At 60.1% G+C, this 15806-nt stretch carries 13 protein-coding genes; all 13 read right to left on the reverse strand.

Features of this window, described 5'->3' with window-relative positions; translation table 11 throughout:
- Position 1: 1 nt before the first annotated feature.
- The 13 genes from frr to ppdK all read right to left on the reverse strand — a co-directional run bounded on the left by frr (position 2) and on the right by ppdK (position 15707).
- A complete protein-coding gene (gene frr / locus ACQRC0_RS00520) occupies positions 2 to 538 on the reverse strand; it encodes a ribosome recycling factor (protein WP_006236112.1) in 537 nt (178 codons plus the stop codon).
- Positions 539 to 540: 2 nt separating this feature from the next.
- The gene (pyrH, locus tag ACQRC0_RS00525) at positions 541 to 1263 is read right to left on the reverse strand and encodes a UMP kinase (protein WP_427717558.1); all 723 of its coding nucleotides are present in this window, start codon (positions 1261 to 1263) and stop codon (positions 541 to 543) included.
- A 117-nt stretch (positions 1264 to 1380) separates the two neighbouring features.
- Complete coding sequence (tsf, locus tag ACQRC0_RS00530; RefSeq protein ID WP_022094736.1) at positions 1381 to 2250, reverse strand: translation elongation factor Ts; 870 nt, start codon at positions 2248 to 2250, stop codon at positions 1381 to 1383.
- A gap of 45 nt (positions 2251 to 2295) precedes the next feature.
- Positions 2296 to 3024, reverse strand: coding sequence for a 30S ribosomal protein S2 (gene rpsB / locus ACQRC0_RS00535; RefSeq protein WP_055285135.1), 729 nt, complete (start codon positions 3022 to 3024; stop codon positions 2296 to 2298).
- Positions 3025 to 3254: 230 nt separating this feature from the next.
- Positions 3255 to 4208 carry a tyrosine recombinase gene (locus tag ACQRC0_RS00540; protein WP_427726988.1) on the reverse strand — a complete coding sequence of 318 codons (954 nt, stop codon included), beginning with the start codon at positions 4206 to 4208 and terminating at the stop codon, positions 3255 to 3257.
- On the reverse strand, positions 4172 to 5509 hold the full coding sequence (gene trmFO, locus ACQRC0_RS00545) for a methylenetetrahydrofolate--tRNA-(uracil(54)-C(5))-methyltransferase (FADH(2)-oxidizing) TrmFO (RefSeq protein ID WP_427726877.1): 1338 nt from the start codon (positions 5507 to 5509) through the stop codon (positions 4172 to 4174). The genes ACQRC0_RS00540 and trmFO overlap by 37 nt, the downstream gene beginning before the upstream one ends.
- Before the next feature lie 14 nt (positions 5510 to 5523).
- Complete coding sequence (locus tag ACQRC0_RS00550; RefSeq protein WP_427726879.1) at positions 5524 to 6456, reverse strand: DNA-processing protein DprA; 933 nt, start codon at positions 6454 to 6456, stop codon at positions 5524 to 5526.
- Positions 6456 to 7979, reverse strand: coding sequence for a YifB family Mg chelatase-like AAA ATPase (locus ACQRC0_RS00555; protein WP_154516248.1), 1524 nt, complete (start codon positions 7977 to 7979; stop codon positions 6456 to 6458). Before ACQRC0_RS00555 ends, ACQRC0_RS00550 begins: the two co-directional genes overlap by 1 nt.
- Entirely contained in the window at positions 7979 to 8464 is a 486-nt protein-coding gene (locus ACQRC0_RS00560) for a YraN family protein (protein ID WP_154516246.1), read from the reverse strand. The genes ACQRC0_RS00555 and ACQRC0_RS00560 overlap by 1 nt, the downstream gene beginning before the upstream one ends.
- A gap of 188 nt (positions 8465 to 8652) precedes the next feature.
- A complete protein-coding gene (locus tag ACQRC0_RS00565; RefSeq protein ID WP_154516244.1) occupies positions 8653 to 9441 on the reverse strand; it encodes a ribonuclease HII in 789 nt (262 codons plus the stop codon).
- A 93-nt stretch (positions 9442 to 9534) separates the two neighbouring features.
- Complete coding sequence (gene rplS, locus ACQRC0_RS00570; RefSeq protein WP_117583231.1) at positions 9535 to 9876, reverse strand: 50S ribosomal protein L19; 342 nt, start codon at positions 9874 to 9876, stop codon at positions 9535 to 9537.
- 148 nt (positions 9877 to 10024) lie between these two features.
- Positions 10025 to 12784, reverse strand: coding sequence for a hypothetical protein (locus ACQRC0_RS00575; RefSeq protein ID WP_427726883.1), 2760 nt, complete (start codon positions 12782 to 12784; stop codon positions 10025 to 10027).
- Positions 12785 to 12956: 172 nt separating this feature from the next.
- Positions 12957 to 15707, reverse strand: coding sequence for a pyruvate, phosphate dikinase (gene ppdK / locus ACQRC0_RS00580; RefSeq protein WP_427726885.1), 2751 nt, complete (start codon positions 15705 to 15707; stop codon positions 12957 to 12959).
- Positions 15708 to 15806 lie beyond the last annotated feature (99 nt).

Here is a 15806-nt window from a genome sequence, read left to right on the forward strand (position 1 = left end):
CTTAGATCTCCATGACCTCGGCTTCTTTTTCCTTCAGAAGCTCCTCGACCTTGGCGACATACTCGTCGGTATGCTTCTGCACCTTGGCCTGCTCACGGCGGACGTCGTCCTCGGTGAGCTCCTCATCGCGCTCGAGCTTGTTGTTAAAGTCGCGACGGATGTTACGGATAGACACCTTGGCCTGCTCGGCGTACTCGCGGCACTCCTTGACGAGCTCGCGACGGCGCTCCTCGGTGGGAGCCGGGAACGGAAGACGAACAACGGTGCCATCGGAGTTGGGGGTAATACCCAGATCGGAAGCGCCGATGGCCTTGACGATGGCGTTGATAAGCGCCTTATCCCACGGCTCGATGAGCAGCATGTGGGCCTCGGGGGTCTTTACGGCGGCAACCTGCGTGACCGGCGTGGGAACACCGTAATAATCGACGGTGATGTCGGACAGAATGTTAGCGTTGGCTCGGCCGGTACGGACCTTGGAGAAGTTATGCTTGAGGGACTCGAGCGACTTGTCCATGTGGGCGGTGATGTTCTCTGCCATGCTTAATCCTCCTGATAGACGAGCGTGCCGACGGGCTCACCCGAAAGCGCGCGCTTGACGTTGTCCTCGCCATCGATGTTGAGGACCAAAATGGGCATACGGTTATCCTGGCACAGGGCCGTAGCCGTGGAATCCATAACCTGCAGGCCGCGGACGAGCACCTCGTGATAGGTGATCTTGTCAAAGCGGACGGCATCGGCGCACTTGACGGGATCCTTGTCGTAGATACCGTCGACCTTGGTGGCCTTAATCAGAATCTCCGCACCGATCTCGCAGGCGCGAAGGGCCGCGGCGGTGTCAGTCGTAAAGTACGGATTGCCCGAGCCGGCTGCGAAGATAACGACATTGCCCTTGGAGAGGTGATTGATGGCGCGACGACGAATATAGGGCTCGCAAATCTCGTTCATCTGGATGGCGCTCATAACGCGGCAAGGAACATCGTTATGCTCGAAGGCATCCTGCAGGGCGAGCGCGTTCATAACGGTTGCAAGCATGCCCATGTAATCGGCCTGAGCACGCTCCATACCGCCGGCAGCCCCAGCCATGCCGCGGAAAATATTGCCGCCGCCGACAACGATGCCGACCTCATGGCCAACGGCGAGCAGCTCCTTGACCTGCTTGGCAAGATGGTCGGTAACCTTGGGGTCGATGCCATAGTGGCCATCGCCCATCAGTGCTTCGCCGGAAAGCTTCAGAAGCACGCGTTTATATCGGATGTCGGACAAAGCGATCCTCCTTTAATTAGACTCTCAATATGATAGCAAAGGCTCTGCTTGGAGCCATGAAAAAGCAGGCTGTGAGTAAAACCCACAGCCTGCTCATTACCAGCTACAAGAGCTTATTTACTCGCCACGGACCAGACGGTCGAAGGCAACGACGGTAATGGTATCGCCGAGCTCCTTGGAGACCTGCTCAGCGTACTTCTTGATGGTGAGGGAGCTGTCCTTGATGAACTCCTGCTCGGTGAGCACGGACTGCTTGTAGAACTTCTCCAGGCGGCCAACAGCCATCTTCTCCTGGATGGCCTCGGGCTTGCCGGACTCGGCAGCCTGAGCCATGTAGATCTGCTTCTCATGCTCGACGGTCTCGGCCGGAACCTGATCGCGGGTAGCGCAGATCGGAGCGACAGCGGCAACCTGAAGGGCAACGTCGTGGGCAAAGGTCTTGAAGGACTCAGCCTGAGCGGTCTCAGCCTTCTCGAAAGCAAACTCGACGAGGACGCCGATCTTACCACCCATGTGGATGTAAGAAGCGAGAGCGCCGTTCTCGGCCTTGCGGGCGGCGAAGCGGGAGATCTTCATGTTCTCGCCCATGATGTGAATCATCTCGGTGAGCTCGGAGGAAACGGTCTCCTCGCCCATCGGCTTCTCGAGCAGAGCGTCGACATCGGCCGGCTCGGTGGTGGCGACAACCTCGGCGACCTTGGAAGCAAAGCCGGTGAACTTGGCGTTGGAGCCGACGAAGTCGGTCTCGCAGGAGAGCTCGAGCAGAGCGCCGGTCTTGCCATCCTCGGAGACGAACGCGGCGACAGCGCCCTCGTTGGTCTCGCGGCCAGCCTTCTTGGCAGCCTTAGCGAGGCCGTTCTTACGCAGAACGTCAACAGCGGCGTCCATGTCACCGTCAGCCTCGACGAGAGCCTTCTTGCACTCCATCATCGGGGAGTCGGTCATCTCGCGGAGCTGCTTGACCATAGCGGCGGTAATCTGGGCCATTGTGGTTCCTTTCAAAGAGATGAAAAAGACTTAATTAGGACTGATTTACTCGGCCTTGGGCTCGGCGGCCATCTCGGCCTCGGAGACCTGCTCCTTGCCGGAGCCAGCGAGGCAAGCGTCGGCCATGAGCTCGCACATAAGGGTGACAGCGGAGATGGCGTCATCGTTGCAGGGGATGCCGTACTCGACCTCGTCGGGATCGGAGTTGGTATCGATCAGAGCGACGACGGGGATGTTCAGGCGCTGGGCCTCCTTGATGGCGTTCTCCTCGCGCTTAGTGTCGATGACGAAGAGAGCCTGGGGCAGACCCTTCATGTCGCGGGCGCCACCGAGGTTGGTCTGGAGCTTAGCGAGCTCCTTACCCAGAACAGCCTGTTCCTTCTTGGGAAGAACAGCCATGCGGCCGTCCTCGACCATGGCCTCGAGCTCCTCCATGCGGTTGATGCGGGAGCGGATGGTGACGAAGTTGGTCAGCATGCCGCCGAGCCAACGCTGGTTGATGTAAGGCATGTTGGCGCGCTCAGCGGCGTTCTTGACGGCCTCCTGAGCCTGCTTCTTGGTGCCGACGAACAGCACGTTGCCACCCTTGGCAACGTTCTTGACGAAGGTGTAAGCCTGGTCGGCGTCAAGAATAGTCTGCTTGAGGTCGAGGATGTAGATGCCGTTGCGCTCACCGAAGATGAACGGCTTCATCTTGGGGTTCCAGCGACGGGTCTGGTGACCGAAGTGGCAGCCGGCCTCGAGCAGGGTGCGGATATTAATCTTGGTAGCCATGTTAAACCTCCTGTGGTTTGCCTCCGCGCGGGGTCATCCTCCAAAACCAACCCGGACATGTGCTACCAAAGCCCGGGCACCACGGTATGAAGTAGCCGCGCGTGCGTGATAAAAACCTGTTGCCGTGAAGCAACCCGATGAATGATAGCAGGATTACATCTTTCTGCCAACCCGAAATCAAAACCACACACACGGACGCGCGATCGATTGGATAGAACCCCTCTCCTGCCTTATTCGCCGCGCGGAAGAGCTTGGGTAACGGCGCGTTTGAGCCGATCGGGCGTGAGATGCGTATAAATCTGCGTGGTTGACAAGCTTGCATGCCCTAGCAACTCCTGGACAGAGCGCAAGTCCGCTCCGCCCTCGAGCAAATCGGTCGCAAAAGTATGGCGCATCGCATGCGGGGCGATATCGGAAGGGATACCCGCAAGCGTCGCCAACATATGAAACCGTCGCCTAAGCATGGCGGCGCTCATACGGTTGCCGCGTGCCGAGATAAACAGCGGATGCACACCGTTCGTACCGTCGCCACGCTTTGCCTGAGCAAGAAGCTCCGGTCTTCCTTCCTCAATATAGCGGTGGGTCACATCGAGAGCACGCCGATACAGGGGCACGATACGCTCCTTGCTCCCCTTACCCCAAAGCCGCAGCGTTCGCTCGGACCAAGCAATGGACTCGACATTGAGTGCCGCAAGCTCAGAGATGCGAGCCCCAGATGCATAGAGCAATTCGAGCATCGCCGCATCGCGCAGTCCCGCAGGCGTTGAAACGTCTGGCGCCTCAAGCAGTGCCTTAACCTGCTGGGTGGTCAGCACTCCAGGCAAATCGCGTGGAAGCTTGGGCGAGGCAATCGCAGACACAGCGTCTCCATCGATAAGACCCTCGGCAGCCATCCATCGATAGAACGAACGAATGGCAGACAGGTGCGCCGCAATCGTCCTGGGCGCCACCTGCTCGCGCGACAGCTCTGCCAGATACATACGAACGGTACGTACGTCCGCCGTGCGCGCATCGATATCCCCACGCTCGCACCAAGCGGCAAAACGCTCCAGACGAGAGCCGTAAGCGATAACAGTGTTAGAAGAAAGCCCCTCGACGCGTGCAATATAGGCTATGAACGAGTCGACGGCACCGTACAGGTCAAAGGCTATGACCGGTCGCCCCCAAACAGGTCGGAGCGCGATTCCAGATAGGAATCCAAGGCCTTAAGGGCGCGATCCGCATAGGCCTGATAGCGCTCACGTTTGCTGCGGCGTTTACCGTCCTCGAGGGGAGGCACCAGGCCAAAATTAACATGCATGGGCTGATATCCGACCGTAGCAGGATCGGTCGCATAGCCCACGAGCGCGCCGAGAGCGCCCACGCGCGGCAGCTCGACAGGAGCAACCTCGATAGCCTCGGCATAGGTATTGAGCGCAGCGAGGAGACCCGTGGCGACCGCTTCCATGTAACCCTCCGTACCGGTAATCTGTCCGGCAAGGCGCACGCCCGTGCCGGGCACGGCGAAGGTCCCATCGAGCACATGGGGAGCATCGACAAAGGTATTGCGATGCATGACGCCATAGCGGAAAAACTCGGCATTCTCCAGACCGGGAACCATATGAAAAACGCGCTTCTGCTCGCCGAAGGTCAGGTTGGTCTGAAAACCAACCAGGTTATAGGCGGTTTTCTCCTTGTTCTCGGCGCGCAGCTGAATCGCCGCCCAGGGACGGCGACCGGTGCGCGGGTCGGTGAGCCCGACGGGCTTCATAGCGCCAAAGCGGATGGCATCCTTGCCCGTGCGCGCAACCTCCTCGGCAGGCTGACAGGCCTGGAAGAGGTCCCCGCCCTCAAAGTCCTTGAGCACCACGCGATCGGCCGAGGTAAGTGCCTCGATAAAGGCCTCGTACTCCTCCTTGTTGAGCGGGGCATTGAGATAGTCGCCACTCCCCTGCTCCTCGTAGCGCGACTGCGAGAACAGCACATCCATATCGAGCGTCGAGGCATCGACAATCGGGGCCGCGGCGTCAAAGAACGCCAGGGAATCACCACCGACGAGCTTCATGACCTCCCCGCTCAACGCCGGCGAGCACAAGGGACCCGCGGCGATAACCACATGGCCCTCGGGAATCTGGGTGACCTCGCCGTGAACGACCTCGATATTGGGACGGGCGGCAACCTCGGCCTCGACGAGCTCGGAGAATTTAACACGGTCGACCGCCAAGGCGCCACCAGCGGGAACGGAAGCGCGATGAGCGCAGTCGAGCAGCACCGAACCCATACGCTCGAGTTCGGCCTTCAACAGGCCGGCGGCGGAATCGGGTCGGGTCGACTTAAACGAATTGGAGCAGACGAGCTCCGCCAAGTGATCGGTATGGTGGGCAGGAGAGGTCACCAGCGGCCGCATCTCGCACAGCTTTACGGCAAACCCGCGATCTGCCAGCTGAATCGCGCATTCCGATCCCGCCAGACCGCCACCGATAACCGTCACTTGATCAAACAGCATCTGCAAACACCTTTCTAATTGACACGCTTTCCATTGTGACCGAAGGGCGTCTGAGCGTGAAGCGCAAACTTTGAGGGCGCATACCTTCCATCCATCATGCGCTCGATGAGTCCCCCGAGCTCGAGTGAGCCCAGGAGTTTGAGCACGCCGACGGCATCGAGGGAGACGAGCGCGGCAATGTCATCGACCTTGAGCGGCGAGGCAATGAGCGCGTGCATCACGGACTGCTGCGTGGGGTCCAGATCGGCGATACCGGGCGCATCGGGACGCGAATAGCGCAGGGTGCCGTAAATTCGCGAGATGGCCATCTCAATAGACTCCTCGTCAACAATGCAGCAGGCACCGTTGGCGATGAGGTAGTTGGTCCCACGCGACTCTGGTGACAAAATGGAGCCCGGTACCGCGAGCAGTTCGCGCCCCAGGTCCATGGCGGCCTCCGCTGTCGAGAACGTGCCCGAGGGCATGCCGGCCTCCGACACGAAGAGCGCCTGCGAAAGCGCGGCAATCACCCGGTTACGCCGCGGAAAGGCAAATTTGCGTGGCCCCATACCCCAAGGCGAGATGGACACGACCGCGCCGCCCGTATCGATCGTGCGCGCGATGAGCCCTGCACTCGAGCGCGGGTAAACCACGTCGGCGCCCGTACCCAACACCACGACGTGCCTGCCACCAGCGTTGACCGCGGCCCAACCCGAGGCCTGGTCGCAGCCGACCGCACCGCCCGAGACCACCGTCACCCCCGCCTCGACCGCAACTTTCGCGGCCAGCTCTGCCACGGCAAGGCCGTACGGCGAGGCCTTGCGAGCGCCGATGATGGAGAGCGCAGGCGTCGACAGTGCGGCGGGATCGCCACGCACATAAAGCGTCTGGGGTACATCAGAGAGCTCCAAAACGGTAGCTGGATACAACGCATCACCGGGATGCAGCTCAAAAGTCTCCTCGGGCATTACTGGTCCCTCCTCCCCTGGTACATCGCCGCCTCGAGCACGTGGTCTTGGGTTACCCGCTCACTTTCGGCGACATCGGCAATCGTGCGCGCGATACGCACCAAGCGCACGATGCCGCGCCCTGTGAGATGTGTGCGCCTCGACAGGCCGAGCACGCACTTTTCCGCTGCCCCATCGAGCGCAAAGGTCGAAACGACGCCGTCGATGGAACGTGACTCATCGTCCTCGGCCTCGGCATCTGCATCGTCCATACGGGACTCGCGCCAGGCGCGAAATGCCCGACCCCGCACAACATAGTCACGTAGTTCAGCTGACGACATACCCTCGGCGCCCTCGATAATTACCTGCGGGTCGGGTCGGGTCACGTCAATCATAAGGTCAATACGATCGGCCAAGGGACCACGTAGCTTAGACCGATAGCGCTCAACCATCGAAGCCGAGCAGCGGCACGGTACCTCGCGATCGCCCAAAAAGCCGCAGGGACAGGGATTGCTCGCGGCAAGCAGCTGGAACCTCGAGGGAAACGTGAAAGCCCCATCGACGCGTACGATCTTGACGTAGCCGCGCTCGATGGGCTGGCGAAGCGTCTGCAGCACGCTGTTGGGAAACTCGGCAAGCTCGTCTAAAAAGAGCACGCCGCCGTGCGCTAGGCTAATCTCGCCCGGGTGCACCGGCCGTCCGCCGCCAATAAGTCCCGCAGTCGAAATGCTGTGGTGGGGGCTACGGAACGGCCGGTGTCCCGCCAGCAAACCATCGATGTTCTCGCCCAAGACCGAATGGATGCACAGCGCCTCTTGCTGATCCTCGAGAGAAAGCTCGGGCAAGATACCCGTCATGCGGCGTGCGAGCATGGTCTTGCCCGAACCCGGCGAGCCAATCATAAGCAGGCCGAGCTCCCCCGCCGCCGCGAGCGCAATGCCGCGCTTGGCAACCTCCTGCCCCAGCACATCGGCATAATCAAGTTCTGGTTCAAACGACGCCTCGACACCCTCGGAATCCAGATAATGCCGAGCCGCCTCGCCCATACCGCGGGCGAGCTGAGACAGATGGTCGATAAAGCCACAGTCCACACCGGCAAGCGGTACATGTTGATCCGACCTTCCCGCAATAAAGGACAGGCCCATATCACGCGCCAACAACTGAAACGCAACCTCGCCTTTTACGGGCAGCACGCTACCATCCAGCCCAAGCTCACCGGCAATAAGGCAATGGTCTAGATGGTCGCGGGGAATCTGCCCATCGGCCGCCAGTACCGCGATGGCAATCGGCAGGTCAAAACCACTGCCCGTTTTACGGATATCGCCCGGAGCCAAGTTGACGGTAATGCCCGCCCGTGGAATCTCAAATCCCGCCGAGCGCATTGCGCAGCGTATGCGGCCACGCGACTCCATCACCTCCATACTTGGAATGCCAAGCATTTGGATACCCGGAATACCGCCGGCAAGCGAGACCTCGACCGTGACGGGAATCGCCTCGACGCCACGAATACATGCAGCGTGGACGGCAAAGGTGTCAAACGCCATCACGATACCTGCCAATCGAATGCGTTGTATTGATGCTCAATCTCCGCAATATGACCGCCGCGGATAGTAACGCCCACCGCGTCGAAGCGAATCGCCTTAAGGGGATAGTGATCCATAAGGTAACAACTCGCGATACGGCGGTAGCGACGCTGCTTCTGGGCGTCCACCGCCTCCTCGGGAAAGACCCGCGTGTTGCAATCTAGGGCAACGCGCCTTGTCTTGATCTCAGCCATCACCACGACATCATCAAGTTCATCAAGCAGTACCAGATCGGCCTCGCCCTCGGGACACCGGTAGCCCTGTTCCAAGAGGGCATAACCGCGCTCACGAAAGTAATCGATTGCAATAAGCTCGCCCAGCATGCCCAGTTCTCGAGGACTGAGGCCCTTAATGAACCCAGGTGTAATCGACGCGCAATCAATCTCCCCGCTCTCCCAAAGCTCTTTGAGCTGTTGCGTCTTGCTCTTTGCACTTGCGGCGCACATGGGGTCTCCTTTCCCGCGCACGATATTGACCCGATCATGGGGCCGCCTTTCTTGCGGGTAAGTACCAAAAGAAAACCAAAGTCCAACAAAAAACAAACAAAAAAGGGACCGCATGCAACAATTGCGTTGCATGCGGTCCCCACCAGCTGGTTTATAAAATCCCAGAAGTCCCTGTCTCCATATTTGCCTTAAAAAAGACGCTCCGTCTGCAAAAAATTTCCGCAGAAGCTCACACGATGCAACGGAGAAAGGCCATGTTTACGAATAGCCTCAATGTGCTCGGGGCTCGCATAGCCCTTTGACTCAGCAAGATGATATTCGGGATACTCGGCATCGTACTCGACCATCATCTCGTCACGCGTGACCTTGGCCATAATGGAAGCAGCGGCGATGCAGGCGATTTTGGCATCTCCCTTGACCACATCGCGCTCGTTAGGGACGGCGCCCAAGGGGTTGCCGTCCATAAGCACGCAATCGGGCTCGAGCCCCGTATCGGCCACCGCGCCCGCGACGGCAGCGCGGATGGCGCGGGCCATGCCCATCTCATCGATGTCCGCAGGCGCGATATGGCAAAAACCAATGGCCGTAGCCACCTCGGCAATCTGCACCGAGAGCAGCTCACGACGGGCAGGCGTGAGCTTTTTGGAATCGTTAATGCCCCAAACGCGCGGCTCCATGGGAAGGCAGACAGCGCAGACCGTCAACGGGCCGGCGACAGAGCCGCGCCCCACCTCGTCAACACCAACGACCACGCCATCGCCGCCGAGCTCATGCATCAGCTCGTACATGCCGTTGACGCGCTCGCGCTCGGAAAGTTCCTTGGCATGGCGCTTAAGTGCGCGTTCGCAAGCCTTGATCACCTGCTGGCGCGGATCCTCGCGATAGTGCTCCACGAGGGCGGGAATCTCCTCGAACGTGGCACTCGCCAGCTCGCCGGCAACCTGCGATGCCGAAATCGAGCTCGTCATATTGGCCATACCAGGCCCTCCTTGCATGGAAATCAGATAAAAAGAAGGGCCACCCGAAGGTGACCCTTGTGTCCAAACGAGTGGACAGACGCTGCGATCTTCTTAGCGCTTCTCGGGGATACGAGCAGCCTTGCCCACCTTGTCGCGGAGGTAGTACAGCTTGGCGCGACGGACGCGACCATGACGGACGACCTCGAGCTTGGCGATCTTGGGGCTGTGAAGCGGGAAGGTACGCTCAACACCGACACCGAAGGAAATCTTGCGGACGGTGAAGGTCTCACGGGCACCGGCGCCGGCCATGCGGATGACGTCACCCTGGAAAACCTGGATGCGCTCGCGGTCGCCTTCCTTAATGCGGTAGTGAACCTTGACGTTGTCGGCAACGCGGACCTGCGGGATGTCCTCGCGGATCTGCTGACGCTCGATTGCGCGGATGTAATCCATGTGCAATTCCTTACTCTTCTAGAGGTGCCGTACCACCTTGGCCGGCACGTAGTTGAACAAACGTATTCGAGTATACACGCCACGACCTTGGCTGCAAGAACTATTTTGCCCATGCGCAAAAAGACAAAAACACGCACTCTTTCTGCACTTATGCGCCGTCCGCAGCATCAGTCGTCGGCGTCGTCACGGTCGTTCCGGGCGCGATATAACCGTATTCGAGCAGCACCGAAAGCGCATGCTGCTTCCAGGTGGCAAGCTCTTCGTCATTATAGTTGTCATGAGCCCATTCGTTCATCGCGTCCTCGGCGGCTTGGGGCACCAGGTCCTGGCTGTCTGCCATCAGGTACAGGATGCCTAAGATGTCGAAGTCCTGCTTGGTCATCTCTTCCTTGTTTGATGTGCCGATGAGGCCGTGATCGATGCCGTAGCGGCAGATATCGGTCAAAACGGTAACGAGGCCCGTAGGAATCGGCGAGGCATCTTTTGCGGCAGCGGGCGCGGTGCCGTCAGTCACTGCAGTGGCATCGTCGCTCGCCGGAGCAGAATCGGCCGCGTTCGCATCGGAAGCCGCCTGCTCTCCCTGGGCAGGAGCCGCGCTATCCGTCGTTGCCGAAGAATCCCCCGAAGAAACGGACGTAACGCTCACCGGTGTCTCGACCACGGTCGTCATCGGGTCGACCGGTGCGGGTGCGGCGATGACCTCGGCCCAATCGGAATACACGCCGTCAATAAAGGCGCGAACATGGAAGGTGCCCGGTTGCGAGATGGTCATCGTGCCGTCCGTCGCGACCGAAATGCCCTTGCTCTCGAGCTCTTGGGCCTCCCAGCTGCAGACCCTATCGACTTCCTTGCCCGTCGTGTCATAGACCGTAGCCGTTAGGCCGTCGATGCCGTTGAGATTCTCCTCGACTCCGACGACGGTCTGTGCCGAGCCCTCGAGTTTGATGCTGCCGTTAAACGACTCGGGCGCCACGTCGCTTACCTTATATTTGTAGGCCGCGGCGTCGATCTCGTCATTGGTCGAAACATGCCCGTTCACGTCCACATAGGTGTCCTCGGGGATAAAGTACTTTACGTAGGCGGTGCCGGCCTTTTTACCCACCACGACTTGCTCGTGGGTGACAGGGTCGGTCTGGATCTCGATGACGTCGGACTTGCATTTCTTGCCGTTTTTATCGACCACGCGCCAGTCGCCCGACGACTTCACAAAGCCGTAATAGTCAACATCGTCCTCGTCCCTTGCACGCACGCGATAGGAAGAGATGGGGTCTTCGTCTCCCACCGTAAGCCTTCGGGTCTTATCGGTCTGCAGCGATACGAGAATCTTGGAAATGGGCTTAATGGGCTGCGGCGTACCCAACTGCGTATCGACCGTCACCGACTCGAACGACAGATTGGAACCCGTAATGGACATGGGGTAGGTGGCTGCCATGTCGTTGAGCACATTGCACGTGCGCGGGGCGCCGCCGTTGCGCGATGGCACCTCGCGATCGGCCAGGACAGAATTCCAATCGATGGCGCGCACCATGTGGTTGTTGGTGCGATGCGACCAGCTCGTAACGTTTCCGGCGGTGGTATCGTAGCCGTCGTCGCCACGATGGGCGATTGAGCGCAGGAACAGGTTCTGCACGGCGTCGGTCGACTGATCGCCAAAGGTGGTGTAGAACGAGCGCTGGTCATAACCGGCGGTATGGAACTCCTGCACGGCGGCGTTGTCGTCGTAGCACTCGCCGTTCATGTTAAAGATAATCACGTCGAACGTCACGCCCACCGGCTGGTCATAGTCCTCGGACAGCGTCGTGGTAGAACTCGTCTGCTTGCTATTGACCTGCGTGTGCGCAGGGATCGTCATATCGACGGTGACCGACTGATTGACCGTTGTGGTGATCGACTGTTCCTCGGTCTTGCTCGCCTCCCACAACTGGGACATCGTGGCTTCGGCCGAAAACGAGGTCTCGATCTCCTCGCTCGCTGTTGCGGGCACGCCCAGCGACTCCTTGAGGCTCACCGATGCGCCCCACGAGCCGCCTTTGGAATACGATGAGGATTCAGAAGTGCTCGTGCCGACCGTCTCCTCGGTACCGCGGGCGAGCGTGATGCTCTGCGAGGCGTCCTCATAGCCGACGTTAAGTGCCGAGGTAACGAGCTCCTGCTCAGTCTTAGAATCGACAAAGGAATAGCCCGGCGCGTCCTCGGGCGCGCAGTTAAGCTTGTTCATGCTGTTGAGCTGCTGAACTCTAAAGTTATAGAACGCGATGCCAAAGCCATTGAAATCATACTGATAGGTGCCGCCGAGCTTGTCGACACAAGCAATGGTGGCATAGATGACGTCCTGCTCAGTCGTGTCTTTCGACAGTCCGTCGAGCGGCACGTTTTCACGGAAATCGGAGCCCTTCAGCTTGTGACCGATACAGCCGGCGATATCGTCGGTCAAGCGATCGTAGACAGCTTTGAGGCTTTTTGCCGATGTCAGACCACTCTGTTTCGATTTGTCGGCGCCGTCGGAATGCTCACCGTTGCCGCCCGAAAGCGCATCATACAGATAGATGTAGTGACCCTTACCGAAGTCCTTCTCAAAGCCCTTGCCGGCGTGGTCCCAGTACAAAAAGTCCCCGGAGTCGTCGCCTCCACCATAACCAAGGATGTTATAGGCAAGCGATGCCCAGTTGGGCAGCACCTTTTTGACGGCGGCCGTATAGAACGAGACGTTGTCGTACATCGAGGTACGGCCCTCGAGCTTGCCGTCATCGATATCTACAAACGTGCAGTCGCGATCGTTGACCGTAATGGTGAGCGGGTTGACCACGTCGCCATAAAGCTCGTCGCGCGATTCATCCTGAAGGGCAAAACCGGCCGTCGGCATCCCGCAAAGCGCCGTGACCGCAACGACCACCCAGCACAGGGTCATCTGTGCTCCCCGACGCGCTCGTTGCAAATACCTGGTGAGGTTTTTCATCGCAGTCCTCCCGTCAGTTGCCAATGTATTGAACCAACAGAATCAATATAAAACGCCGCCGCGTCCACAGGGGGCGCGGCGGCGCGAAGGGGGGCGTAAGAGGCGCAAATGGAACGCGACTCAGTTAAGCGGAACGCTTGGCCTCGAGCTTGGCCTGGGCGGCAGCCAGTCGTGCGAGGGGTACGCGATAGGGCGAGCAGGACACGTAGTCCACATCGGCCACGTTGAACAGGCCCTTGATGGACTTGGGGTCGCCGCCGTGCTCGCCGCACACGCCAAAGTGCATATCGGGGTTGGCGGCGCGACCCTTCTCGACGGCCAAACGCACCAGCTCGAGCACCGCCGCGTCGATGGTCTCGAAGGGGTTATCCTTCAGGATCTTCTTGTGCATGTACAGCGGGATGAACTTGGCCTCGGCGTCGTCGCGCGAGAAGCCGAAGGTTGTCTGGGTGAGGTCGTTGGTGCCAAAGCAGAAGAAGTCGGCATGGTGGGCGATATCGTCGGCGACCATGCAGGCGCGCGGCAGCTCGAGCATCGTGCCCACGGGAATATTGAGCTCGACGCCCTCCTCGGCGGATACCTCGGCGATCACGCGATCGATGACCTCGCGGGTCTGGACATGCTCGGCTGTGATGGAAACGAGCGGGACCATGATCTCGGGGCGCGGGTCAACACCCTCCTTGATAAGGCGGGCAGCAGCCGTGGCGACGGCGCGAACCTGCATGAGCGGCAAATCGCCAAAGACAACGGACAGGCGCACACCGCGCAAGCCGAGCATCGGGTTGGACTCAACCATGCCGTCGATTCGACGCAGGCGGGCACGCAGGGTGGCAAGCTCTTCCTCGCTGGCGCCGGCGGCTTCCTTCTTGGTGATGGCGACCTCGAGCTCGCGAGGATTATCCAGGAACTCATGCAGCGGCGGATCGAGCAGGCGAACGACCACATCGCGACCGGACATGGTCTTAAACATCGCCAGAAAGTCCTCGGTCTGAACCTTGAGCAGGTCGGCCAGGGCCCGCTGCTTCACGGCCTCGTCGTCGGACAGGATAAAGCTCTGGATAATGTTCTTGCGATCGCCCAGGAACATGTGCTCGGTGCGGCACAGGCCGATGGCCTCGGCGCCAAACTCGAGTGCGAGCGCGGCATCCTCGGGGTTGTCGGCATTGACGCGCACGTGGTTGGCGTGACCGTCGGTCTCGTCCAGGCGAATCTCGTCGGCCCAGGACAGAATGGTGTCCAGATCGCCGGTGAGCTCGGCGGAGACCAGATCGACGGCGCCATCGACGACGATACCCTGAGTGCCGTCGATGGAGATGATGTCGCCCTCGTGAAGCACGCGGTCGCTGCCCTCGATGCGCACGACCTTCTCGGCGGCGTCAATATGGAAGCGCTCGACACCGCAGACGCAGGGGGTACCCATGCCACGGGCAATAACGGCGGCGTGGCTCGTCTTGCCGCCGTGGCTGGTAAGGATGCCCTCGGCAGCGACCATGCCCTTCAAGTCATCGGGGTTGGTCTCCCAGCGAACCAGAATGACCTTGTGGCCCTCGTTGGCGCGCGCGACGGCATCGTCGCTCGAGAACACGACCTCGCCTACGGCGGCGCCGGGGCTGGCGTTAAGGCCGCAGGCCAGGGCCTCGTACTTCTTGGAGGAGTCGAACTGCGGATGCAGAAGCTGGTCGAGCTGCGCCGGATCGATGCGACTCACGGCCTCCTCGCGGGTGATGAGGCCCTCCTCGACCATCTCGATGGCGATGCGCAGCGCGGCGGTAGCGGTACGCTTGCCCACGCGGGTCTGAAGCATCCACAGTTTACCCTGCTCGATGGTGAATTCGATATCGCACATATCGCGGTAATGATCCTCGAGCGTCAGGAAAACGCGCTCGAGCTCCTCGCCAGCGGACTCGAGGCCCGGGGTGGTCTTGAGGTCGGCGATGGGCTCAGTGTTGCGGATGCCGGCGACGACGTCCTCACCCTGGGCGTTAACCAAAAAGTCACCGTAGAACTCTTTGGTGCCATCGGCCGGATTGCGCGTAAAGGCGACGCCGGTCGCAGAAGTCTCGCCTTTGTTGCCAAAAGCCATGGCCTGGACGTTGACGGCAGTACCGAGCTCGTCGGAAATGCCATGCTGTTTGCGGTAGATGCAGGCGCGCTCGTTCATCCAGCTGCCAAAGACGGCCTGGATGGCAAGGCGCAGCTGGAGCTCCGGATCGTGCGGGAAGACGGGCTTGCCGTCGACAACCTCGAGCTCGGGATACAGGGCAGCCTCGACGTTCTCGGAGAAGATACCCTTGAAGGTCTCGACGAGCTCCTGCAGGTCCTCGGCCGAAAGCTCGGAATCGACGCGGACGCCGGCGACCAAGCGAGCCTGGGTCAGGGCGTTCTCAAACAAGTCGGCATCGACACCCATAACGACGTTGGAGAACATCTGGATAAAGCGGCGGTAGCTATCCCAGGCAAAACGCGGGTTTTGCGTCTGGGCAATGAGGCCCAGAACGGAGTCGTCGTTAAGGCCCAAGTTGAGGACCGTGTCCATCATGCCGGGCATGGAGAACGGAGCACCCGAGCGAACCGACACGAGCAGTGGGTCGGATGCGTCACCAAGCTTCTTGCCGCAGCGGGCCTCGAGATCGGCCTCGGCGGCAACAATCTCATCGAGTGCGCCTTCGGGCCACACGTTGCCGGCACCAGAGTACTCGACACAGGTTTGGCAGGTAATGGTAAAGCCACCGGGAACCGGCAGGCCGATGCGGCTCATCTCGGCAAGATTTGCACCCTTGCCGCCAAGCACGAAGTTCATGGACTTGTCGCCCTCAGTGACACAGGTGCCCTGGGCGTCGGTTCCAAAACGGTAAACCCTCTTGCAATCGCTCACGATACTCCCCTTCCATGCGCTGTCGCGCACGACCGTGGTAACGAATCGACCCGCCGGATGCGAGCCGTGAGGGTACTATACGGCGGGTATTGGAAGTGC

It is taken from the genome of Collinsella sp. SGI.033 (genome assembly GCF_050315135.1).
Taxonomy (GTDB): Bacteria; Actinomycetota; Coriobacteriia; order Coriobacteriales; family Coriobacteriaceae; genus Collinsella.